The sequence below is a fragment of the Planomonospora alba genome (assembly GCF_039534085.1).
GTDB lineage: Bacteria > Actinomycetota > Actinomycetes > Streptosporangiales > Streptosporangiaceae > Planomonospora_B > Planomonospora_B alba.
The window spans coordinates 1-22,541 of record NZ_BAAAUT010000067.1 but is presented as its reverse complement, the minus strand read 5'-3'; the positions used below and the strand labels follow the sequence as shown (position 1 = coordinate 22,541).

General features: G+C 72.8%; 21 protein-coding genes. 18 read left to right on the top strand and 3 right to left on the bottom strand.

Features of this window, described 5'->3' with window-relative positions:
• The first annotated feature begins 1 nt into the window (after position 1).
• The 6 genes from ABD823_RS29485 (at position 2) to pssA (ending at position 6,627) form a co-directional block, all read left to right on the top strand.
• Positions 2-868 (top strand): hypothetical protein, encoded by an 867-nt coding sequence (locus tag ABD823_RS29485; protein ID WP_344865307.1) that lies wholly within the window; start codon positions 2-4, stop codon positions 866-868.
• The gene (gene murJ / locus ABD823_RS29480; protein ID WP_344865305.1) at positions 865-2,592 is read left to right on the top strand and encodes a murein biosynthesis integral membrane protein MurJ; all 1,728 of its coding nucleotides are present in this window, start codon (positions 865-867) and stop codon (positions 2,590-2,592) included. The genes ABD823_RS29485 and murJ overlap by 4 nt, the downstream gene beginning before the upstream one ends.
• Positions 2,585-3,682 carry a glycosyltransferase family 4 protein gene (locus ABD823_RS29475; protein WP_344865303.1) on the top strand — a complete coding sequence of 366 codons (1,098 nt, stop codon included), beginning with the start codon at positions 2,585-2,587 and terminating at the stop codon, positions 3,680-3,682. Before murJ ends, ABD823_RS29475 begins: the two co-directional genes overlap by 8 nt.
• Before the next feature lie 359 nt (positions 3,683-4,041).
• Positions 4,042-5,034, top strand: coding sequence for a TerC family protein (locus ABD823_RS29470; RefSeq protein WP_344865301.1), 993 nt, complete (start codon positions 4,042-4,044; stop codon positions 5,032-5,034).
• 164 nt (positions 5,035-5,198) lie between these two features.
• Positions 5,199-5,810, top strand: coding sequence for a phosphatidylserine decarboxylase (locus ABD823_RS29465; RefSeq protein ID WP_344865299.1), 612 nt, complete (start codon positions 5,199-5,201; stop codon positions 5,808-5,810).
• Entirely contained in the window at positions 5,797-6,627 is an 831-nt protein-coding gene (pssA, locus tag ABD823_RS29460) for a CDP-diacylglycerol--serine O-phosphatidyltransferase (protein WP_344865297.1), read from the top strand. Before ABD823_RS29465 ends, pssA begins: the two co-directional genes overlap by 14 nt.
• A 130-nt stretch (positions 6,628-6,757) precedes the next feature.
• Here pssA and ABD823_RS29455 read toward each other — a convergent pair whose 3' ends face one another.
• Complete coding sequence (locus ABD823_RS29455) at positions 6,758-7,399, bottom strand: MBL fold metallo-hydrolase (RefSeq protein ID WP_344865295.1); 642 nt, start codon at positions 7,397-7,399, stop codon at positions 6,758-6,760.
• On the bottom strand, positions 7,396-8,199 hold the full coding sequence (locus ABD823_RS29450) for a maleylpyruvate isomerase family mycothiol-dependent enzyme (protein WP_344865293.1): 804 nt from the start codon (positions 8,197-8,199) through the stop codon (positions 7,396-7,398). Before ABD823_RS29450 ends, ABD823_RS29455 begins: the two co-directional genes overlap by 4 nt.
• Positions 8,200-8,462: 263 nt before the next feature.
• Here ABD823_RS29450 and uvrA point away from each other — a divergent pair, with 263 nt between their 5' ends.
• The 7 genes from uvrA to whiA all read left to right on the top strand — a co-directional run bounded on the left by uvrA (position 8,463) and on the right by whiA (position 17,848).
• A complete protein-coding gene (gene uvrA, locus ABD823_RS29445; RefSeq protein ID WP_344865291.1) occupies positions 8,463-11,303 on the top strand; it encodes an excinuclease ABC subunit UvrA in 2,841 nt (946 codons plus the stop codon).
• 216 nt (positions 11,304-11,519) lie between these two features.
• A complete protein-coding gene (locus ABD823_RS29440; RefSeq protein WP_344865289.1) occupies positions 11,520-11,918 on the top strand; it encodes a Rieske (2Fe-2S) protein in 399 nt (132 codons plus the stop codon).
• Between the two features lie 155 nt (positions 11,919-12,073).
• Entirely contained in the window at positions 12,074-12,544 is a 471-nt protein-coding gene (locus ABD823_RS29435) for a Rieske (2Fe-2S) protein (RefSeq protein WP_344865287.1), read from the top strand.
• Positions 12,545-12,769: 225 nt separating this feature from the next.
• Entirely contained in the window at positions 12,770-14,788 is a 2,019-nt protein-coding gene (gene uvrC / locus ABD823_RS29430; protein ID WP_344865335.1) for an excinuclease ABC subunit UvrC, read from the top strand.
• A gap of 139 nt (positions 14,789-14,927) precedes the next feature.
• Positions 14,928-15,800: an RNase adapter RapZ gene (gene rapZ, locus ABD823_RS29425; protein ID WP_344865285.1), complete on the top strand. Its 873-nt coding sequence runs from the start codon at positions 14,928-14,930 to the stop codon at positions 15,798-15,800.
• Positions 15,797-16,777, top strand: a complete 981-nt coding sequence (locus ABD823_RS29420; protein WP_425566680.1) for a gluconeogenesis factor YvcK family protein — start codon at positions 15,797-15,799, stop codon at positions 16,775-16,777. The genes rapZ and ABD823_RS29420 overlap by 4 nt, the downstream gene beginning before the upstream one ends.
• 90 nt (positions 16,778-16,867) lie before the next feature.
• Entirely contained in the window at positions 16,868-17,848 is a 981-nt protein-coding gene (gene whiA, locus ABD823_RS29415; protein ID WP_344865283.1) for a DNA-binding protein WhiA, read from the top strand.
• Positions 17,849-17,937: 89 nt separating this feature from the next.
• Here whiA and ABD823_RS29410 read toward each other — a convergent pair whose 3' ends face one another.
• Entirely contained in the window at positions 17,938-18,456 is a 519-nt protein-coding gene (locus ABD823_RS29410; RefSeq protein WP_344865281.1) for a hypothetical protein, read from the bottom strand.
• A 227-nt stretch (positions 18,457-18,683) separates the two neighbouring features.
• On the opposite strand from ABD823_RS29410, the gene gap reads away from it, so the two are divergent.
• The 5 genes from gap to ABD823_RS29385 all read left to right on the top strand — a co-directional run bounded on the left by gap (position 18,684) and on the right by ABD823_RS29385 (position 22,465).
• Positions 18,684-19,688, top strand: coding sequence for a type I glyceraldehyde-3-phosphate dehydrogenase (gene gap, locus ABD823_RS29405; RefSeq protein WP_344865279.1), 1,005 nt, complete (start codon positions 18,684-18,686; stop codon positions 19,686-19,688).
• Positions 19,688-20,875 carry a phosphoglycerate kinase gene (locus ABD823_RS29400; protein ID WP_344865277.1) on the top strand — a complete coding sequence of 396 codons (1,188 nt, stop codon included), beginning with the start codon at positions 19,688-19,690 and terminating at the stop codon, positions 20,873-20,875. Before gap ends, ABD823_RS29400 begins: the two co-directional genes overlap by 1 nt.
• Complete coding sequence (gene tpiA / locus ABD823_RS29395) at positions 20,876-21,652, top strand: triose-phosphate isomerase (RefSeq protein ID WP_344865275.1); 777 nt, start codon at positions 20,876-20,878, stop codon at positions 21,650-21,652.
• Between the two features lie 133 nt (positions 21,653-21,785).
• Complete coding sequence (gene secG, locus ABD823_RS29390) at positions 21,786-22,016, top strand: preprotein translocase subunit SecG (protein ID WP_344865273.1); 231 nt, start codon at positions 21,786-21,788, stop codon at positions 22,014-22,016.
• Positions 22,017-22,117: 101 nt separating this feature from the next.
• Positions 22,118-22,465 carry an RNA polymerase-binding protein RbpA gene (locus ABD823_RS29385; protein WP_344865271.1) on the top strand — a complete coding sequence of 116 codons (348 nt, stop codon included), beginning with the start codon at positions 22,118-22,120 and terminating at the stop codon, positions 22,463-22,465.
• Positions 22,466-22,541: the final 76 nt, after the last annotated feature.

The following is a 22,541-nucleotide window of genomic DNA, read 5'->3' as shown; positions in this document are numbered from 1 at the left end:
GATGGCCCGTCGTGCTCTTCTCGGAGCCCTCGCCGGCGCCGTGCTCGGCGCGGCGGCCGCCCGCGCCGCCTACGCGGCCTTCACCCGCAGGCCGCCGCTCGGCGACGCCGGGACGTGGGAGCGGACCAACCACCGCGGTGAGCCGATCACGCTGCTGGAAGGCCCGGCCTTCGCGGCCGGCGCCGGCGCCGCGGCCGGGGCGCTCCCGCCGCTGCCCGCGCGGGTCCGCGCGGCCGCGCTGCGGGCCATGGCGGGGGGCGGCGGTTTCGGCGCCTACGACGACCTGTACGGGGTGACGTCCTCCAAGGGGTTCAGGGGCCATCTGAGCGCCCTGGCCAAGGGCGAGGTCACCAGCGGCGCGGTGAAGATCCTCGGCATCGGCGCGACCGGCCTGGCCGCCGCCGCGCTGACATCCCGGAGCGTCCTGGACACCGCGGTCGGCGGCGCGCTGGTCGCCGGCGGCGCCAACCTGGCCAACCTCTTCGACCTGCGGCCCGGTCGCGCGATCAAGGCCGGGCTGATCGCCGGTGTGCCGCTGGCCGCCGCCGCGGTCGTGCGCGACGAGCCCGTCCCCGCGGCGCTGGCCGGGCTCACGCTCGGCGCCGCCGCCGCGCTCCTCCCGGAGGACCTGGGCGAGCGGGCGATGCTGGGCGACGCCGGGGCCAACGCGCTGGGCGCGCTGCTCGGCCTGGCCGCGACCTCCGCCCTCGGCCGCCCGGGCCGGCTGGCGGTGCTCGGCACGGTCGTCGCGCTGACCGCCGCCTCGGAGAAGATCAGCTTCACCAAGGTGATCGCGGGCAACCCCGTGCTCAACAGGATCGACATGCTCGGCCGCCGTCCCGTGGAGCAGGCGCCCGGCCACCGATGACCATCAGGATCGGCCGGGGGATCGCCGGAGCGGCGCTCCTCATCGGGGCCGTGACCGTCGCCGCCCGGATCGTCGGGTTCGGCCGGTACTACGTCCAGTCGCACACCGTCGCCAACGCCTGCCTGGGCACCGCCTACACCACCGCGAACTACGTGCCCAACATCGTCTTCGAGCTGGTGGTGGGCGGCGCGCTGGCCGGGATGGTGGTGCCCGTGCTGGCCTCGGCGGCCTCCCGCGCCGGCGACGACCCGCAGGCCAGGGCCGAGGTCGGGCGGACCACCTCGGCGCTGCTCACCTGGGCGATGCTGGTCCTGGTCCCGCTGACCCTGCTGGTCGCGGCCTTCGCCGGCCCGGTCGTCGCGCTGCTCACCGGGTTGCCCGAGGGGTGCGACGCCGCGCAGGTCGTCGAGGTCGGCACCCGCATGCTGGTCGTCTTCGCCCCCCGGATGATCTTCTTCGGGCTCGCCGTGGTCCTGTACGGCGTGCTCCAGGCGCACCGGCGCTTCCTGGGGCCCGCCCTGGCCCCGCTGGTCTCCAGCCTGGTCATCGTCGCCTCGAACGTGCTGTTCGCCTGGCTCGACGGGGACGCCGCCAAGCGACTGGACGCGCTGGAACCGGCCGGGGAGCTGGCCCTCTCGCTCGGGGCGACGGTGGCCGCGGCCGCCATGGTGCTGACCGTGATCGGGCCGGTGCGCGGGCTACGGCTGCGGCTGCGGCCCTCGCTCTCCTTCCCGCCCGGCGTCGCGGCCCAGGCTCGGCGGCTGGCCACGGCCGGTCTCGCGGTGCTCGTCGCCCAGCAGGTCACGCTGACCGCGGTGGTCACGCTCACCAACGAGTTCGGCGGTGAGGGCCGGATCAACTTCTACACCTACGCCTGGGCGCTGTACCAGCTGCCGCCGGCGGTGCTCGCCGTACCGGTGGCGACCAGCGCCTTCCCGGTGCTGTCCACCCGGGCGGCCGACGGGGACCGGGCGGGCTTCGACGCCCTGGCCGCCTCCACCACGCGGGTGGTCGTGCTGGCGATGGGCCTGTCGGCGGGGGCGATGGCGGCGCTCGCCACACCCGTCTCCCGGCTCTTCCTGGAGGGCACCCCCGGGGGCAGGCCGGCGGAGATGGCCGCGGCCGTCGCGCTGTTCGCGCCCGGGCTGATCGGGTACGCGCTGATGTTCCACCTCGCCCGGGTGCTGTACGCCTGCGGCCGGGGGCGGTCGGCCGCCCTGGCCTCGGTGGCGGGGTGGGCGGTGGCGCTGGTCGCGCAGATCGGGCTGGCGAACGCGGCCGGGGACCGCTCCGAGGTGGTCGGGATGCTGGCGCTGGGCAGCACGGCCGGGATGACCGCGGGCGGTGTGCTGCTGGCCTGGGCGGTGCTGCGGGCCAGGGGCGCGGCGGCGCTCGCGGGTGCGGGACGCGCGCTGCTCGCCGCGCTGGCGGGCGGCGGCGCGGCGTACGGCGCGGGCCTGGCCGTGGCCACCGCCTTCGCCGACGTGCCGAAGTGGATGTGCGCGGTGACCGGGACGGGGGCCGCGCTGGCCGCCGCGGCGGCGTTCGCCGCCGTCGCCGCGCTGATCGACGGGCCGGACGCCCGGGCGCTGCTCGCGCGGCTGCCCGGCGGTCGGGGACGCTCCGGCGGGGAGTCCTCCGGAGAAGGACGACCGGGAGACGACGGGGAGCCCTCCGGACGGAGGGCGCCGCGTGGAGGCGGGAGGGAACGGGCCGATGGTTGAGCCGGGGACGCGGGTGGCGCTCGTGCTGGGGACCAGCGCGGGAGGGGTCGGACGGCACGTGGCGATGCTGGCCGGCGGGCTGGCGGGCCGGGGGTGCCGGGTGGTGGTGGCCGGACCGCCGAGCACGGAGGAGACCTTCCGCTTCACCCGGCTCGGCGTCGGGTTCGTCCCGGTGCCGATCTCCGACCGGCCGCGCCCCGCGGGTGACCTGCGGGCGGTCCGGGAGCTGCGGCGGCTGCGCGGGGCGCACGCCGTGCACGCGCACGGGCTGCGGGCCGGTGCGCTGGCGGCGCTCGCGCTCACCGGGACCGGCACCCCGCTGGCGGTGACCCTGCACAACGCCGCCACGGCGCAGGGCGCCGTCGGGGCCGTCTACCGGCTGCTCGAACGGATCGTCGCCCGTCGCGCCGACCGGGTCCTGGTGGTCTCGCCCGACCTGGGGGAGCGGATGAGCGCGCTGGGGGCCGGACGGGTCACGGCGGCCGTCGTCCCCGCGCCCCAGCTTCCCGCACCGGGCCGGACGGCGCAGGAGGTCCGGGCCGCGCTCGGCGCCGACGACCGGCCGATCCTGCTGACCGTCGCCCGGCTCGCCCAGCAGAAGGGCCTGGAGACGCTCCTCGACGCGGCGGCGGAGCTCGCCTCCGGCCCGTCGCCCCGGCCGCTGTTCCTCGTGGCGGGGGAGGGGCCGCTCCGCGGGGACCTGCAGCGGCGGATCGACCGCGACGGACTGCCGGTGCGGCTGCTGGGCGCCCGGGACGACGTGGCGGACCTGCTCGGCGCGGCGCGGGCGCTGGTCGTGCCCAGCAGGTGGGAGGGGCAGCCGCTGAGCGTGCAGGAGGCGCTGCGGGCGGGCACGCCGGTGGTCGCCACCGCCGTCGGGGGGATCCCGCCGATGGTGGGGGAGGGCGGGCTGCTCGTCCCGTACGGCGACGCCGCCGCCCTCGCCGGTGCGCTCGCCCGGGTGCTCGCCGACGACGTGCTCGTCCGGAGGCTGGCGGGGGAGGCGGCCAGGCGCGGCCGTGAGCTGCCCGGTGAGCGGGAGGCGCTGGACGCCGTCGCGGAGGTCTACCGGGACCTGCGGCGGTCCTGAGTGGAAGCCGGCCCCACCGGCCCCCGGGGGCCGGTGGGGCCGGCGGCGGGGCCGGACGGGCCGGGCGCTCACCCCCGGAACCGGGCGGACGGTGTGACAGAGGTCTCCCCGGGAGGTTTTACAGAACCGGGAACAAGCGGGCCGGGCCGTGAGTTGGATTAGGTGCCACCTGGCCGGATCCTTATACTGGCTTGGTTAGGGGGGGAGTATCCCTTCGTGACAGTCTCGTCATCACGGTGCCGCCTCGATCCACGAGGCCCCCGGGGCTGTCGGTCCGCACACGCTTCCCAGAGGTGATCTGTGCCGGGCGGGAGAGACCTCCGGCATTCCGCCATGCGCGCCGGAGGGTTGACTAGAACATGACCGTACCCATGTGGGCCTGGGTCGCCGTGATCGGCGGCCTCCTTGCCGTCCTGGCCTTCGATCTGTGGATCGTCGACCGGGGCGAGCCCCGAGAGTTCTCGATGAGGCAGGCCGGCTTCTGGGTCGGTTTCTACGTCACGCTCGCCGTCGTCTTCGGCGTCGGGCTCTGGGTCCTGGCGGGAGCCACACCCGCCGCCCAGTTCTTCGCGGGCTATCTGACCGAGTACAGCCTGAGCGTCGACAACCTGTTCGTCTTCTACATCATCATGAGCCGCTTCGCGGTCCCGAAGGCGTACCAGCACAAGGTGCTGCTGATCGGCGTGCTGATGGCGCTGGTCATGCGCGGCGTATTCATCGCGCTCGGCGCCGCCGCCCTGCAGAACTTCAGCTGGCTGTTCTACATCTTCGGGCTCTTCCTGATCTACACCGCGGTGCAGCTCGTCCGCCAGCACGGCGGCGACGACGAGGAGTTCACCGAGAACGCGGTCCTGCGCTGGGCCCGGCGGGCGCTGCCGCACACCGACGACTACGTCGGTTCCAAGATCCTCGTCCGGATCGACGGGCGGCGCATGGTCACCCCGATGCTGATCGTCATGGTGGCCATCGGCACCACCGACCTGCTGTTCGCGCTCGACTCGATCCCGGCGATCTTCGGTCTCACCACCGACGCGTTCATCGTCTTCACGGCCAACGCGTTCGCGCTGATGGGCCTGCGCCAGCTCTACTTCCTGCTGGGCGGCCTGCTGCAGCGCCTGGTCTACCTCAGCTACGGCCTGGCGTTCATCCTCGGTTTCATCGGGGTTAAGCTGATTGCCGAAGCGCTGCACTCCAGCGGCGTCTCGTGGGCGCCCGAGGTGCCGATCTGGCTGTCGCTGTCGGTCATCGGCGTCACCATGGTGGTCACCACCGTGGCGAGCCTGGTCAAGTCCCGGCGCGATGCGCGCAAGAGCGACCACATCGCCCCCGCCGCGGAGGCCAAGCAGGTCTAGCGGATTGCCGCGGAAGGCGCTTTGCTTGTCTCATTGCGCCGTAAAAGGGCTGAGAGATCGGTAGCATCCTCCCCCAGGGCGGGTAGGCATACCGGTCTAACGCCGCAAGACATCACAAAAGGTTCCCTGTGTCCCACGATTCAGCAAGTCACCCGCCGGCCCGCATGCGGCTGGCGCGTGGCGTCTCTCCGTGGCTGCTCCCGACGGTTGCGGCCTCCGCCGTGACCTCGTTGCTCAGCCGCCGTGACCGGCGCTGGGCGCTGGCGGCGGTCCCGCTGACCGCGCTCACCGGCGGCATGCTCTGGTTCTTCCGCGACCCCGAGCGCACCCCCGGTCCCGGGCGGATCCTGTCGCCCGCGGACGGCGTGGTGCAGAGCATCGACCCGTGGCCGGACGGCCGCACCCGGGTGGCCATCTTCATGAGCCCGCTCAACGTGCACGTCAACCGCGCGCCGATGGCCGGCACGGTCACCTCGGTGGAGCACGTGTCCGGTGGGTTCCTGCCGGCCTTCGACAAGGACAGCGACAAGAACGAGCGGGTCGTGTGGCACCTGGACACCGCGCTCGGCGATCTGGAGCTCGTCCAGATCGCGGGCGCGGTCGCGCGCCGCATCGTGCCCTACCTGGCCGCGGGCGCCAAGGTGGGCAGGGCCGAGCGCATCGGGCTGATCCGGTTCGGTTCGCGGGTGGACGTCTACCTGCCCGAGGGGATCGCACCGGCGGTCTCCGTCGGCCAGAAGACCGTCGCAGGGGTGACCGGCCTTGACCACGGCTGACGCGAGCTGGCCGATGGGCGGGGCGGACGACGAACCCCGCGGCCCCGTCGGCAAGGCGTTCCGGCTGTCCGCCGCGGACTCCCTCTCCCTGGGCAACGCGCTCTGCGGGTTCCTCGCCGTCTGCGTCCTCGCCTGGTCGGCCATCACGTCCCTGCAGCAGACCGGGACGTTCTCGGCCAACCCGCAGTTCTTCGGCACCGCGGTGGTGCTGCTGCTGCTCGGCGCCACCTGCGACCTGTTCGACGGCCTGGTGGCCCGCAGGTTCCGCGCCTCGGCGATGGGCGCCGAGCTCGACAACCTCGCCGACGTGATCAGCTTCGGCTTCGCACCCGCGTTCATGGTGGTCATCTGGGCCGGCTTCAACGAGCGGGTCCCGTTCCTGCTGGTGATGGCCGCCGCGGCGTCGGTGCTGCTGGGCGGGGTCGTCCGGCTCGCCCGCTTCGCCTGCGTGAAGACCAAGAGCGGCGACTTCATGGGCCTGCCCATCCCGATGGGCGCCATGACGGTGATCGCGATCGTGCTGCTCTTCGAGCCGTCGGTCTGGGCCGTGCTGCCCATCTTCGGCATCGCCTACCTCATGGTGAGCCGGATCGAGTACCCCAAGCCCAAGGGCAACCTGGCGGCGGTGGTGCTCGCCTGGATGATGGTCAACGTCGCCTGCCTGACCATCTGGGCCGCGGGCCTGGCGGGGGGCGACACCCTCATCAAGGTCGGCGCGACCATGCAGATCACGATCGTGGCGGCCATCCCGCTGCGCATCCTGATGTTCAAGCGGGAGCAGCGCAAGGAGCGCAAGGAGGCCGAGCGCGTCGGCTGAGGTCCGTCCGCCGCTCCGCCCGTCCCGGGACCGGCCCCTCAGGGGGTCGGTCCCGGGCGCGTCCTCCGGGCCGGTCACCGTCTCCCGGGTGCGTTCTCGGGGCCGGTCACCGTACCCGCTCCCGCGGCGGCTACCAGCCGCGCTCGCGCCACTCGGGCAGGTGGGGCCGTTCGGCGCCGAGCGTGGTGTCCCTGCCGTGGCCCGGATAGACCCACGTCTCGTCGGGGAAGCGGTCGAAGATCCGCTCGCACACGTCCGTGAAGAGCTGCTCGAAGCGCTCCGGGTCCTTGTTGGTGTTGCCGACCCCGCCGGGGAAGAGCGAGTCGCCGGTGAACAGGTGGCCGTTGTAGTGCAGGGCGATCGAGCCGGGCGTGTGGCCGCGCAGGTGGACGACCTCCATGCTGACCACGCCGACGGTCACCTTGTCGCCGTGCTCGACCGTCAGGCCCGCCGGGACGGGCAGCGCCCCGGCGTCCAGCGGGTGGGCGACGACCAGGGCGCCGGTGGCCCGCACGACCTCCTCCAGGGCCTGCCAGTGGTCGCCGTGCTGGTGGGTCGTGACGACCTTGCTGATGGGCATGTCGCCGATCAGCTCCAGCAGCCGGTCGGCCTCGGCCGCGGCGTCGATCAGCACGCCGTCGCCGGTGTCGTTGCAGCGCACCAGGTAGGCGTTGTTGTCGAACGGGCCCACGGCGAGCTTGGAGATCGTCACGGCGGGCAGCTCGCGCACGTCGGCGGGGCCGCCGACGCGCACGTCACCGGTATAGGTCACGGGTACTCCTCGGGAGGCGTCTGGGGAAGGCCGGGGGGCGCGGACAGACCCGGCCACGGCGGCGGTGCGGGCACCGGCCCGGCCGCGGGCTGGTTGCCCGTGCTCCCCTCCGCCATCACCCTAAGCCCGCCCCCCCGGGTGCGGCCGGTGATCCAGCCCAGCAGCGCCCACGGGTCGCCCTGGACCACCGGGCCCGAGCCGAGGTCGCGCCAGACCTGGTGGTGCAGGTAGTCGTCGATGGTCTCCTCGACCACGACCTCGCTGACCGGGCTCTGCTCCCTGGGCCAGCACACCAGCGCGTCGTGCAGCTCCCGCCGGACGAACGGCTCGGGCCAGTCGGAGCACGTGTAGCCCGCGCCGAGGTCGGCGTGGTGGACCTCGGTCTCACGCAGCCGGCGGACCAGGAGGTACCAGGCCGGATGCTCGAGCGGGCGGGTCCCGCACACCACGGCGGACCACGCCTGCTCGGGCAGGTCGCGGAAGGCGGCGGCGAGCCTGGCCGAGCTCTCCTCCAGATCGGCGAGCTGCTCCTTGGCGGGGCGGGGGGCGCCCGCCTCGATGTCGGCGTCGCGGCTGCGCGCGTCGACGTACTGCGGGGTCTCGACGCCGGTCCTGGCCCACTCCGCCAGGTTCAGGATGCTGTCGGCGTGACGGGCGAGGTGGGTCAGCAGGTGCCCGCGGGTCCAGCCGGGCAGCCGGGAGGGCGCCGCCACGTCGGCGTCGGAGAAGCCGGCCGCGGTGGACAGAATCCGGTCCGTCGAGGCCGCGAGCTCGGCCTGAAGTCTCTTCAGAAGATCCATGCCTCTACTCCACCACCGCGGCGGCGGCCGTGCCAGCACCCCCGGCGGTGCCATGTCCGGACATGAGAGAACCCCGGGCATAAAAGGACGGGTTCACGCGGTTGAAACGACGAGCGGCCCGCCGGGCGTGCGGCGAGGCCGTACCCTGGGATGGGCGGGGGCCCGCTCCCCGGGCCGGAGGCCGCCGGGCGGAAACTGTCGGACCCCGTCGCTAGTCTTCCCGCGACCGCTTGTCGACCCTCTACACCGATGTCGGGACTACCGTGGCTGACCGCCTGATCGTGCGTGGCGCACGCGAACACAACCTCAAGGACGTCTCGCTGGACCTGCCGCGGGACGCGCTGATCGTCTTCACCGGGCTGTCCGGCTCGGGCAAGTCCAGCCTGGCCTTCGACACCATCTTCGCCGAGGGCCAGCGGCGCTACGTCGAGTCCCTCTCGGCGTACGCCCGGCAGTTCCTCGGGCAGATGGACAAACCCGACGTCGACTTCATCGAAGGGCTCTCGCCGGCCGTCTCGATCGACCAGAAGTCGACCAGCCGCAACCCGCGCTCGACCGTCGGCACGATCACCGAGGTCTACGACTACCTGCGGCTGCTGTGGGCGCGCATCGGCAAGCCCCACTGCCCCGCGTGCGGCCGGGCGATCGCCCGGCAGAGCCCCGAGCAGATCGTCGACCGGGTGATGGAGCTCGCCGAGGGCACCCGCTTCCAGGTGCTCGCCCCGGTCGTCCGCGGCCGCAAGGGCGAATACACCGAGTTGTTCAGCCAGCTCCAGGCCAAGGGGTACGCCCGCGCCCGGGTCGACGGCACGGTGGTCCGGCTGGACGACCCGCCGAAGCTGAAGAAGTACGAGAAGCACGACATCGAGGTCATCGTCGACCGGCTCGCCGTCAAGGAGAGCGCCCGCAGCCGCCTGACCGGCTCGATCGAGACCGCCCTGCAGCTGTCCGGCGGCACGATCACGCTCGAGTTCGTCGACCTGCCCGAGGACGACCCGGAGCGCGAGCGCTTCTACTCCGAGCACCTCCACTGCCCCTACGACGACCTGTCGTTCGAGGAGCTGGAGCCCCGGTCCTTCTCCTTCAACTCGCCCTTCGGCGCCTGCCCCGAGTGCACCGGTCTGGGCGTGAAGATGGAGGTGGACCCGGAGCTGGTCGTCCCCGATCCGGAGCGGACCCTGCGCGAGGGCGCGCTCGTCCCGTGGGCGGGCGGCCACAGCAGCGACTACTTCGAGCGCCTGCTCGAGGCGCTCGGCAACGCGACGGGCTTCACCCTCGACACCCCCTGGGAGCGCCTGCCGAAGAAGGCCCAGAAGGCGCTGCTGCACGGGCACGACGAGCAGGTGCACGTCCGCTACAGCAACCGCTACGGCCGCCAGCGCTCCTACTACACCGTCTTCGAGGGCGTCATCCCGTGGGTGCAGCGCCGCCACGCCGAGGCGGAGAGCGACGGCATGCGGGAGAAGTTCGAAGGCTACATGCGGGAGATCCCGTGCCCGGCCTGCCGCGGCACCCGGCTCAAGCCGGTCTCGCTGGCGGTCACGGTCGACGGCCGCTCCATCGCCGAGGTGGCCTCGCTGTCGATCGCCGAGTGCGCGCACTTCCTGGCCGGTCTGAAGCTCTCGGACCGGGACATGCAGATCGCCGAGCGGGTGATCAAGGAGATCAACGCCCGGATGGGCTTCCTGCTCGACGTCGGCCTCGACTACCTGACCCTGGACCGCGCGGCGGGCACCCTGGCCGGCGGCGAGGCGCAGCGCATCCGGCTGGCCACCCAGATCGGCTCCGGCCTGGTCGGGGTGCTCTACGTGCTGGACGAGCCCTCCATCGGCCTGCACCAGCGCGACAACCAGCGCCTGCTGGAGACCCTGATCAGGCTGCGCGACATGGGCAACACGCTGATCGTGGTCGAGCACGACGAGGACACCATCGCCGCCGCCGACTGGGTGGTCGACATCGGCCCGGGCGCCGGCGAGCACGGCGGCCAGGTCGTCGTCTCCGGGCCGGTCTCCGAGCTGCTGGCCTGCGAGGAGTCGCTGACCGGCGCCTACCTGTCCGGCCGCAGGTCCATCACGGTCCCGGCCGCGCGCCGCAAGCGCGACCGCAAGCGGCAGATCACCGTGAAGGGCGCCCGCGAGCACAACCTCAAGGGCGTGGACGTGGAGTTCCCGCTCGGCGTGTTCACCGCGGTCACCGGCGTCTCAGGGTCCGGCAAGTCCACGCTGGTCAACGACATCCTCTACAGCGCCCTGGCCAAGGAGCTGAACGGCGCGCGCACGGTCCCCGGCCGGCACTCGCGGATCAACGGCATGGACCTGGTCGACAAGGTCGTGCACGTGGACCAGTCGCCGATCGGCCGCACCCCCCGCTCGAACCCGGCGACCTACACCGGCGTCTTCGACAAGGTGCGCGACCTGTTCGCCCAGACCGCCGAGGCCAAGGTCCGCGGCTACGCCAAGGGCCGCTTCAGCTTCAACGTCAAGGGCGGCCGCTGCGAGGCCTGCTCGGGCGACGGCACGATCAAGATCGAGATGAACTTCCTGCCGGACGTGTACGTGCCGTGCGAGGTCTGCCACGGGGCGCGCTACAACCGGGAGACCCTGGAGGTCCACTACAAGGGCAAGACGATCTCCGAGGTCCTGGACATGCCGATCGAGGAGGCCCTGGACTTCTTCGACGCCATCCCGTCCATCCGGCGCTACCTGCAGACGCTCAACGACGTCGGTCTCGGCTACGTCCGGCTCGGCCAGCCCGCCACGACGCTGTCCGGCGGCGAGGCGCAGCGCGTCAAGCTCGCCGCGGAGCTGCAGCGCCGCTCCACGGGCCGGACGATCTACGTGCTCGACGAGCCGACCACCGGCCTGCACTTCGAGGACATCCGCCGGCTGCTGGGCGTGCTCAACCGGCTCGTGGACGCCGGGAACACCGTCATCGTCATCGAGCACAACCTCGATGTGATCAAGACCGCGGACTGGATCATCGACATGGGCCCCGAGGGCGGTTCCCGGGGCGGCACCGTGGTCGCGGCCGGCACCCCGGAGGAGGTCGCGCTGGTCGAGGCCAGCCACACCGGCCGCTTCCTGCGCAAGATCCTCGGCAGCTGAGCGTTCCGGTGCCCGGCCAGGCCGCGGATCCGGCCGGACCGGGCACCGGAACGCACCCGGCGGGGGCGGGCGGCCGCTCCCGCCCCCGGCCGGCCCCGGGTACCGCGTGCCCGGATTCGGGACCGGCCCCCCGCGTCAATACCCTTGTCGCGGAGCCCGGTTATGACGGGGGACGTTGCGAGAAGGGCCGCAATGAGCACTGGTGATGGTTCTGTCATGCCCACCCGCAGGCAGCTGATCGGCGCCGCGGGGGTCGCGGCGTGCGGCGCGGCGCTGGCCGGCTGCGCCGGTGAGGCGGGCCCGGCCGTCGTGCCGCCGGGCGTCAAGGGCAAGGTCGTGGCGAAGGTCGCCGACGTCCCGGTGGGCGGCGGCACGGTGCTCGCGAAGTGGAAGATCGTGATCGCCCAGCCGAGCGCCGGGGTGTTCAAGGCCTTCAGCGCGAGCTGCCCGCACCGGGGCTGCGCGGTCAGCCGCCCGGCCGAGGGGGTCATCCGCTGTCCCTGCCACGGCAGCGAGTTCGACGCCGTCTCCGGCAAGTGCCTCAAGGGCCCGGCGGAGGCCCCGCTGGCCGAGTTCGCGCTGAAGGTCGAGGGCGACGGCATCGTCATGCTGTAGGTCCCCGCAGGACCGGCGCCGCCGCGCGGGCCCCGGTGGAGGGGTCCGCTGTCCAACATGCGAATCTTCACAGTTTCCTGACGTCCGGTACGGCATGCTGACCGGCATCGAGGCGCCAGCCACGCCTCGCGGATGAGGATCCTGGGAGGGTGACCATGACGGATACGACACGGCGCGCGGTGATGCTGGGTGCGGGAGGCGCGGGGCTCGCGGCCGTGCTGACCGCCTGCTCCGGGTACGGCGAGCAGGGCGCGGGCGACGCCGCCACGCCGGGCGGCGGGTCCTCCTCCGCTCCGGAGGGCGGCTCGACGGCGGCCTCCGGCTCCGGCGACTCCGCGGCCGGCGCGCTGGCCAAGACCTCCGACATCCCCCAGGGCGGGGGCAAGGTCTTCAAGGACGCCAAGGTCGTCGTGACCCAGCCGACGGCCGGGGAGTTCAAGTGCTTCAGCTCCGTCTGCACCCACCAGGGGTGCGACGTGGGCGGGGTGGAGGGCACCGACATCGTCTGCCCCTGCCACAACAGCAGGTTCAGCATCGCCGACGGGTCCGTCACCAACGGCCCCGCCAACAAGCCCCTGGAGGAGAAGGCCATCAAGGTCGAGGGGGAGTCGATCACGCTGGCGTAGCGGCCGTGCCCGCCGTACCGGTGCCCGGGGGCCGTCCGGGCGCACCCGCAGGTCGTGTCCGCGGGCGGCCCGTGGGCGCGGCCGGCCGGTGCGCCGGGCCCGTTCCGGAGCCGCCCGCCGTACCGGTGCCGCGGAGGAGGGCCGGGACCCGGGCGCGGCGGCGGTCCCGTGAGGCGGGGGCCGCTGTCGGTGGGGGCCGATAGGCTTTGGGCCGTGGCGAGATCTGTGGGCGGTCCGGCGAGTTTCCGGCCGAAGCCGGGGTCGATCCCCGAGACCCCCGGCGTCTACCGGTTCAGGGACGCCGGAGGCCGGGTCATCTACGTGGGCAAGGCCAAGAACCTGCGTCAGCGGCTGAACTCCTACTTCGCGGACTTCGCCGGCCTGCATCCGCGGACCCAGACGATGCTCACCACCGCCGCGGGCGTCGACTGGACGGTGGTGGGCACCGAGGTCGAGGCGCTCCAGCTCGAATACTCCTGGATCAAGGAGTACGACCCGCGGTTCAACGTCAAGTACCGCGACGACAAGTCCTACCCCTACCTCGCGGTCACGATGGGGGAGGAGTTCCCCCGGGTCCAGGTGCTGCGCGGGGCCAAGCGCAAGGGCACCCGCTACTTCGGCCCCTACTCCCACGCCTGGGCGATCCGGGAGACGGTCGACCTGCTGCTGCGGGTCTTCCCGATCCGGAGCTGCTCGTCGGGGGTGTTCCGGAGGGCGGCCAGGATCGGGCGGCCGTGCCTGCTGGGCTACATCGACAAGTGCTCGGCGCCGTGCGTCTCCCGGGTCACCGCGGCCGAGCACCGCGCGCTCGCCGAGGACTTCTGCGACTTCATGGCGGGTGAGACGGGCCGGTTCATCAAGCGGCTGGAGGCCGAGATGCGCCAGGCCGCCGCCGACCAGGAGTACGAGCGGGCGGCCCGGCTCCGCGACGACGTCCAGGCGCTGCAGCGGGCCCTGGAGAAGCAGGCCGTCGTGCTGGGCGACACCACCGACTGCGATGTGATCGCGCTGGCGGAGGACCCGCTGGAGGCGGCCGTCCAGGTGTTCTACGTCCGCGGCGGGCGCATCCGCGGCCAGCGGGGCTGGGTGGTCGACAAGGTCGAGGAGACCGGTCCCGCCGGGCTGGTCGAGGACTTCCTGCTCCAGATGTACGGCGAGGCCGCCCCCGAGGCGCTGCCCCGGGAGGTGCTGGTGCCGGTCCTGCCGCCGGACGCCGGGGCGCTGGCCGACCTGCTCGGCGAGCGGCGCGGGGCCAGGGTGGAGATCCGCGTCCCGCAGCGGGGCGACAAGCGGTCGCTGATGGAGACCGTCGAGCGCAACGCCAAGGAGTCGCTGGCCCAGCACAAGATCAGGCGGTCCAGCGACCTGACGGCGCGGAGCAGGGCGCTGCAGGAGCTCGCCGACGCGCTCGGCCTGGACCAGGCGCCGCTGCGCATCGAGTGCTACGACGTGTCGCACCTGCAGGGCACCAACGTGGTGGCCTCGATGGTGGTCTTCGAGGACGGCCTGGCGCGCAAGAGCGAGTACCGCAGGTTCTCCGTCCGCTCCACCGAGGGGGACGTCGCCTCCATCCACGAGGTGATCTCGCGCCGGTTCAAGCGCTATCTGGAGGAGCGCTCGGCCACCGGCGAGCTCGACGCCGTCCCGGAGACCGTGCCGGGCGGGGACGGCCCCGCCGCGGGGGCGCGTCCGGGAGCGGACGGCGCGGACGGTGTGGACGGTGCCGAGGGCGTGGACGGGGACGGGCCGGGCACGGCGCCGGGCATCGACCCCGAGACGGGCCGGCCGCGCAGGTTCGCCTACCCGCCCAACCTCGTCGTCGTGGACGGCGGCCCGGCCCAGGCGGCGGCCGCCCAGCGGGCGCTGGACGAGCTCGGCGTGGACGACGTCGCGGTCTGCGGCCTGGCCAAGCGGCTGGAGGAGGTCTGGCTCCCCGGCGAGGACCTGCCGGTCATCCTGCCCCGGGCCAGCGAGTCCCTGTACCTCCTGCAGAGGGTCCGGGACGAGGCCCACCGCTTCGCCATCGCCTACCATCGTTCCAAGAGGTCGAAGAGCGTGCGGGAGAGCGCCCTGGACGGCGTCCCCGGGCTCGGCCCGGCCCGCAGGCAGGCGCTGATCAAGCATTTCGGGTCGGTGAAGCGGCTTCGGGAGGCGACCGCCGCCGAGATCCGCGAGGTTCCCGGGATCGGTCCCGCGACGGCCGAGGCGATCGTGTCGGCGTTGAAGGGGGAGAGTCCGGCGTGAGCGGGCGGACCACGGGCGCGGCGGCGCCGCGCAGGCGGCCGACGGAGGAGGCCGGTGTGAGAGCCGTCTCCGCCCCGTCCGCCCGCCCCGATCCTCTCCATCGACCGAGGCGCGTTCACATCCAGGAAGGTAGGGCGGCGTGAGCGAGAGAGAGCCCGCGTTCGTCATCGTCACCGGCATGTCGGGGGCGGGGCGGAGCACGGCGGCCAAGGCCCTGGAGGACCTCGGCTGGTTCGTCATCGACAACCTGCCCCCCGGGCTGCTGTTCGCCATGGCAGAGGAGGCGGGGAAGGTCAAGCTGGCCGCCGACAAGGTGGCCGCGGTGGTGGACGTGCGCAGCCTCGCCTTCACCACCGACCTCAACGCCGCGATCAGGGAGCTGGACGGGCGCGGCGTCGCCGTGCGGGTGGTGTTCCTGGAGGCCAGCGACGAGGAGCTGGTCCGCAGGTTCGAGAACGTCCGCCGCCCCCACCCCCTGCAGGGCGACGGCCGCCTGGTCGACGGCATCACCCGCGAGCGCGGCATCCTGCGTGACGTCCGGGCCAACGCCGACCTCGTCATCGACACCTCCAACCTCAACGTCCACGAGCTCCGAGGCAAGATCGTCGCCTTCTTCGGCGGCGAGGACCGCGCGGGCCTGCGGGTCAACGTGGTCTCCTTCGGCTTCAAATACGGCCTGCCGGTCGACGCCGACCTCGTCGTGGACTGCCGCTTCCTGCCCAACCCGCACTGGGTGCCGGAGCTGCGCCCGATGAACGGGCTCGACACCCCCGTGCGGGACTACGTCCTGGGCCAGGCCGGCGCCAAGGAGCTCCTCGACGCCTACGAGGAGGTGGTCGGCATCATCGCCGCCGGATACACCCGCGAGGGCAAGAGCTACGCCACGCTCGCCGTCGGCTGCACCGGGGGCAAGCACCGCAGCGTGGCGATGGCCGAGCAGATCGCGGCCCGCCTGCGCGACCGGGGCGGCATGGACGTCCAGGTGAGCCACCGGGATGTGGGCCGCGAGTGACCGGGCGTCTCGACGGGCTCGACGGGGAGCCCAGCGGGGGGCGGCAGGACGGGCCGAGGGTCGTCGCGCTGGGCGGCGGGCACGGGCTGTACGCCTCGCTCTCCGCGCTGCGCCGGGTCACCCCGGAGCTGACGGCCGTCGTCACCGTGGCCGACGACGGCGGGTCCAGCGGGCGGCTCCGCCGCGAGCTCGGCGTGGTGCCGCCCGGCGACCTGCGCATGGCCCTGGCCGCCCTGTGCGGTGACGACGAGTGGGGCCGGACCTGGAGCGAGGTCGTCCAGCACCGGTTCCGCAGCGAGGGCGAGCTGCACGGCCACGCGGTCGGCAACCTGCTCATCGTGGCCCTGTGGGAGAAGCTCGGTGACACGGTCGCCGGGCTCGACTGGCTCGGGCGGCTGCTCGGCGCGCACGGCCGGGTGCTGCCGATGTGCTCGGTGCCCCTCGACATCGTCGCCGAGGTGGAGCTGGACGGCGAGGTGAGCATCGTGCGCGGGCAGGTGGCCTGCGCGCTGACCCCCGGGCGGGTGCGGGCCGTCTCGCTGGTCCCGGAGAACCCTCCCGCCTGCCCGGAGGCGGTGCGGGCGGTGCTGGAGGCCGACTGGGTGGTCTTCGGCCCCGGATCGTGGTTCACCAGCGTCCTGCCGCACCTGAAGGTGCCCGAGCTGGCCGAGGCCCTGCACGCCACCCGGGCCCGGCGCCTGGTCACGCTCAACCTCGCGCCGCAGCCGGGGGAGACCGACGGCTTCTCCCCCCAGCAGCACCTGGAGGTGCTGCGGCGGCACGCGCCCGCCCTGGAGATCGACGTGGTGCTGGCCGACCGGGGGGTGGTCGAGGACCGCGAGGAGCTGGAGAAGGCCGCCGCGGGGCTGGGCGGGCGGCTCGTGCTGGCCGACGTGGCGGCGCCCGACGGCTCGCCCAGGCACGACGCACGACGTCTTGCCTCGGTCCTGGAGGAGATTTTCCACAAGAAGCGTTGATCCTGGTAAGGGCGGCGCAGGAGTGCGAGAAACTTCTCAGAGCCCGATGTTCTCGGGTCGCAGGGTTCACATGGGGGAGGACGAACGCGCATGGCGATGACGGGTGTGGTCAAGGACGAGCTGAGCAGGCTGCCGGTCCTGAAGCCCTGCTGCCGCAAGGCGGAGGTGTCGACGCTCCTCCGCTTCGCGAGCGGGCTGCACCTGGTGGGCGGGCGGATCGTGATCGAGGCGGAGCTGGACACCAACGCCACGGCGCGGCGGCTCATCAAGGACATCGGCGAGGTGTTCGGCCACAAGGCCGAGGTGCTCGTGCTCGCCCCCGCGGGCCTGCGCAAGGGCTCCCGCTACGTCGTACGGGTCTACCGCGACGGCGAGGCCCTGGCCCGCCAGACCGGTCTGATCGACAACCACGGGCGGCCGGTCCGCGGCCTGCCGCGCCAGGTGGTCGCCGGGGCGACCTGCGACGCCGAGGCGGCCTGGCGGGGCGCCTTCCTGGCCCACGGCTCCCTCACCGAGCCGGGCCGCTCCATGTCGCTGGAGATCACCTGTCCCGGGCCGGAGGCCGCGCTGGCCCTGGTCGGGTCCGCCCGGCGGCTGAAGATCCACGCCAAGGCCCGCGAGGTGCGCGGCGTGGACCGGGTCGTGGTCCGCGACGGCGACGCGATCAGCGCGCTGCTGACCCGCCTGGGCGCCCACGACAGCGTGCTGGCGTGGGAGGAGCGGCGCATGCGGCGGGAGGTGCGGGCGACGGCCAACCGCCTGGCCAACTTCGACGACGCCAACCTGCGCCGCTCGGCCCGGGCCGCGGTGGCCGCCGGCGCCCGGGTCCAGCGCGCCCTGGAGATCCTCGGGGACGACGCGCCCGAGCACCTGGTGGTCGCCGGCCGGCTCCGGGTGGAGCACAAGCAGGCGTCCCTGGAGGAGCTCGGCCAGCTCGCCGACCCGCCGCTGACCAAGGACGCCATCGCCGGGCGGATCCGCCGCCTGCTCGCGATGGCCGACAAGCGCGCCCAGGACATGGGCGTGCCCAGCACCGAGGCGAACCTCACGGTGGACATGCTGACGCCGTGACCGGCGACCGCGCCGGCACCGGTGGCGTGGCGGTGACATGACGAGAGCCGGGCCCCGGCGGGGCACCGGCTCTCGTCATGTCCGGGGCGTCATGCGGGCCTGTGCGGCTTGAAGTAGTCCACGACGGGCGCCTCGTCCGGCTGCGGGGCGGACGCGGCATGGGACTCGTGGGCGGACCTGACCCTCCGGTGCACGAGGCCGAAGGCGGTGACGCCGGCGATCATCCAGGCGATCACCGACTTGAACTCGCCGATCATGATGCCCGGCAGCCGCTCGGCCATCCCGGTGAACGCCTCGGCGTAGCCGATCGCGACGCCCCGGGCCTCGACCCCCCGCACCACCAGCACCGCGCTCCCGCCGAGGAGCCCGAGGACGGCGCCGGCGACGGCGAAGACCGCGGCCAGCCACGGCAGCGCCGGGCTGAACGGCCGGGCGGCGGCCATGGCGAGACCGACGAGGAGGCCGACGCCCACGGCGGCGAAGCCCAGCCGCATATCCGTGGCGATGGAGAAGGCGCCGTAGGCGGCGGCGCTCAGGAGCATGGCGAGGAGTCCGACGGCGATGCCCCGGATCAGGCCGCTCCCGGGCCGGGGGGTGGTGGAGGTCATCGAAGATCCTTGAGGTGGGGATGTGTTTACCGTGACAAGCCGGGCACCTTACTCGAAATATGGGTAGGAGATCCGTGAATTAAGGGAGAGTTCGAAGAAGGCGAACGGGGGGACCACCAGTGGTCTAAACCAATTCGGGTCCGATAGGGTTCGTCCTTGAGGTATCAGCCCGCCCCAAGCCGCCGGCCGGACCGGCCGGCGCACCGACGTACGAGGAGATCGGCACCGTGAGCATCCGCGTAGGCGTCAACGGATTCGGCCGCATCGGCCGCAACTTCTGGCGTGCGGTCGCTGCCAGCGGCAAGGACATCGAGATCGTTGCGGTCAACGACCTGACCGACAACGCCACGCTCGCCCACCTGCTCAAGTACGACAGCATCCTCGGCCGCCTGCCGTACGAGGTGAAGAGCACCGCCGACGAGATCATCGTGGACGGCAAGGCGATCAAGGCCTTCGCCGAGCGCGACCCCGCCAAGCTGCCCTGGGGCGACCTGGGCGTCGACGTCGTGGTGGAGTCCACCGGTCTGTTCACCGACGCCACCAAGGCGCGGGTGCACGCCGAGAACGGTGCGAAGAAGGTCATCATCTCGGCCCCGGCCAAGAACGAGGACGTCACCGTCGTCATGGGCGTCAACCACGACACCTACGACCCGGCCCAGCACACGGTGATCTCCAACGCCTCCTGCACCACCAACTGCCTGGCCCCGATGGCCAAGGTCATCCACGACTCCTTCGAGATCAAGAAGGGTCTGATGACCACCATCCACGCCTACACGCAGGACCAGAACCTGCAGGACGGCCCGCACAAGGACCTGCGCCGCGCCCGCGCCGCCGCGCTGAACATCGTGCCCACCTCCACCGGCGCCGCCAAGGCCATCGGCCTGGTGCTGCCCGAGCTCAAGGGCAAGCTCGACGGCTACGCGCTGCGCGTGCCGATCCCCACCGGCTCGGCCACCGACCTGACCGTGGAGCTGGGCCGCGACGTCACCGTCGACGAGGTCAACGCCGCGCTGAAGGCCGCCGCCGAGGGCCCGCTCAAGGGCATCCTGACCTACACCGAGGACCCGATCGTCTCCTCGGACATCGTCACCGACCCGGCCTCCTGCATCTTCGACGCCGGCCTGACCAAGGTGACCGGCAACCAGCTGAAGGTCGTCGGCTGGTACGACAACGAGTGGGGCTACTCCAACCGCCTCGTCGACCTCATCGAGCTCGTGGGCGCCGACCTCTGATGAAGGACCTGTCGCAGCTCGACGTCAAGGGCCGGCGCGTGCTCCTGCGCGTCGACCTGAACGTCCCCCTCGACGGGGACGTCATCACCGACGACGGCCGCATCCGCGCCTCGCTGCCGACGATCGAGGACCTCGCCGGCCGGGGCGCCCGGGTCGTGGCCTGCGCCCACCTGGGCCGCCCCAAGGGCTCGCCCAACCCCGAGTACTCCCTGGCCCCCGTGGCCAGGAGGCTGGGCGAGCTGCTGGGCGCCGAGGTGGCCTTCGCCACCGACGTGGTCGGCGAGTCGGCCCAGGCGGTCGTGGCGGGCCTGCAGGACGGCCAGGTGGCCCTGCTGGAGAACCTCCGCTTCGAGCCGGGCGAGGAGTCCAAGGACGAGGCGCAGCGCGCGGAGTTCGCCCGCAGGCTGGCCGGCCTCGCCGAGCTCTACGTCGGTGACGGCTTCGGCGCGGTGCACCGCAAGCACGCCAGCGTCTACGACGTGCCCAGGCTCCTGCCGCACGCGGCGGGCGGGCTGATCGCGGCCGAGGTCGGGGTGCTCAGGCGCCTGACCGAGGAGCCGGAGCGGCCGTACGCCGTGGTGCTGGGCGGCGCGAAGGTCTCCGACAAGCTCGGCGTGATCGCCAACCTGCTCACCAAGGTGGACCGCCTGCTCATCGGCGGCGGCATGGCCTACACCTTCCTGAAGGCGCAGGGCTACGAGATCGGGCGGTCGCTGCTCCAGGAGGACCAGCTCGACCAGGTGCGCGGCTTCCTCGAGGAGGCGGACAAGCGCGGCGTCGAGCTCGTGCTCCCGGTCGACGTGCTGGCGGCCGTCGACTTCGCCGAGGACGCCGAGTACGAGGTGGTCGACGCCACCGCGATCCCGGCCGACCGGCAGGGGCTCGACATCGGCCCGCGCACCCGGGAGCTGTTCGCCGGCAAGCTGGCCGACGCGCGGACCGTCTTCTGGAACGGCCCGATGGGCGTCTTCGAGTTCGAGGCGTTCTCCGGGGGGACCCGGGCGGTCGCCGAGGCGCTGGTCGCCTCCGAGGCGTTCACCGTCGTCGGCGGCGGCGACTCGGCCGCGGCCGTGCGCCGGCTGGGCCTGCCCGAGGACGGCTTCTCGCACATCTCCACCGGCGGCGGGGCGAGCCTCGAGTACCTCGAGGGCAAGACCCTGCCCGGCCTGGCCGCGCTGGAGGAGTAGATGCGCAAGCCTCTCATCGCCGGCAACTGGAAGATGAACCTCAACCACCTCGAGGCCATCGCCACGGTCCAGAAGCTGGCGTTCGCGCTGAACGACAAGGACCACGACCGGGCCGACATCGCCGTGCTGCCGCCGTACACCGACCTGCGCAGCGTGCAGACGCTGGTGGACGGCGACAAGCTGCGCATCCTGTACGGCGCGCAGGACCTGTCGGCGCACGACGCCGGCGCCTACACCGGGGAGATCTCCGGGGCGATGCTGGCCAGGCTCGGCTGCACCTTCGTCGCCGTCGGGCACTCCGAGCGGCGGCAGTACCACCGCGAGGACGACGAGATCGTCAACGCCAAGGTGCTCGCCGCCTACCGGCACTCGCTCACCCCCATCCTGTGCGTGGGGGAGGGCCTGCAGGTGCGGCAGTCCGGGGGCCACGTGGCGCACAGCCTCGCCCAGCTCGAGGGGGCGCTGCGCAAGGTCACCGCCGAGCAGGCGGCCTCGATCGTGCTGGCCTACGAGCCGGTCTGGGCGATCGGCACCGGCGAGGTTGCGACCCCGCAGGACGCGCAGGAGGTCTGCGGCGCGCTGCGGGCCCGGCTCGCCGAGCTGTACGACGGCGAGGTCGCCGCGGGCGTCCGCATCCTCTACGGAGGGTCGGTCAAGTCCGACAACATCGCCGGCATCATGGCGGAGCCCGACGTGGACGGAGCCCTGGTCGGCGGGGCGAGCCTGGACGCGGCGGAGTTCGCCAGGATCTGCCGGTTCGGGGAAACAGCCGGCTGAGTGCGCCGTTCGGAGGGTACGACTTGACAGCAGGTCGTACCCTCTTAGAGCAAGTTTGAATCGTCACGCCTCTGGCGTCATAACAGGGACCGCACCCGGACGCGGGTCGCGCACATAAGGAAACAGGTCAACGGTGACAATCGGAATCTCCATCGCCCTCATCCTGTCGAGCATGCTGATGATCCTGCTCGTCCTGCTCCACAAGGGCAAGGGCGGTGGTCTGTCGGACATGTTCGGTGGCGGTTTCTCGTCGTCGTACGGCGGATCCTCCGTGGTGGAGCGGAACCTCGACCGCCTCACCATCATCACCGGGGTGGTCTGGTTCGTGTGCATCATCGCGCTGGGCCTGCTTCTCAAGCCCTGATCCGGCGCGGCGGTCCCGGTCCGGGCCCGCCGGAGGCATGACAGTGGTACAGAGCCCTCCCGTATCCCGAGCGGGAGGGCCATCGAGCGAGGAGTTCATCCGTGGGTAGTGGCAACGCGATCCGTGGCAGCCGTGTCGGCGCCGGCCCGATGGGAGAGGCGGAGCGTGGCGAGGCGGCTCCCCGTGTAAGGGTCCCGTTCTGGTGCGCGAACATGCACGAGACGCGGCCCAGCTTCGCCAGCGACGCGGCCGTCCCCGAGCTGTGGGACTGCCCCCGCTGCGGGCTTCCCGCAGGTCAGGATCGGGCCAACCCGCCCGCGCCCCCGCGCAACGAGCCGTACAAGACGCACCTCGCCTACGTGAAGGAGCGTCGCAGCGACAAGGACGGCGCGCAGATCCTGGCCGAGGCCCTGGAGCGCCTGCGTTCCTCCTCGCGCCCGATGTACTAACCGCCCGGCCCGTCCCGGGCACCGTCCCCGGCCGTCCGTGCCGGGAGACGACCGAGGGCCCCCGCGGTGCGCGCAC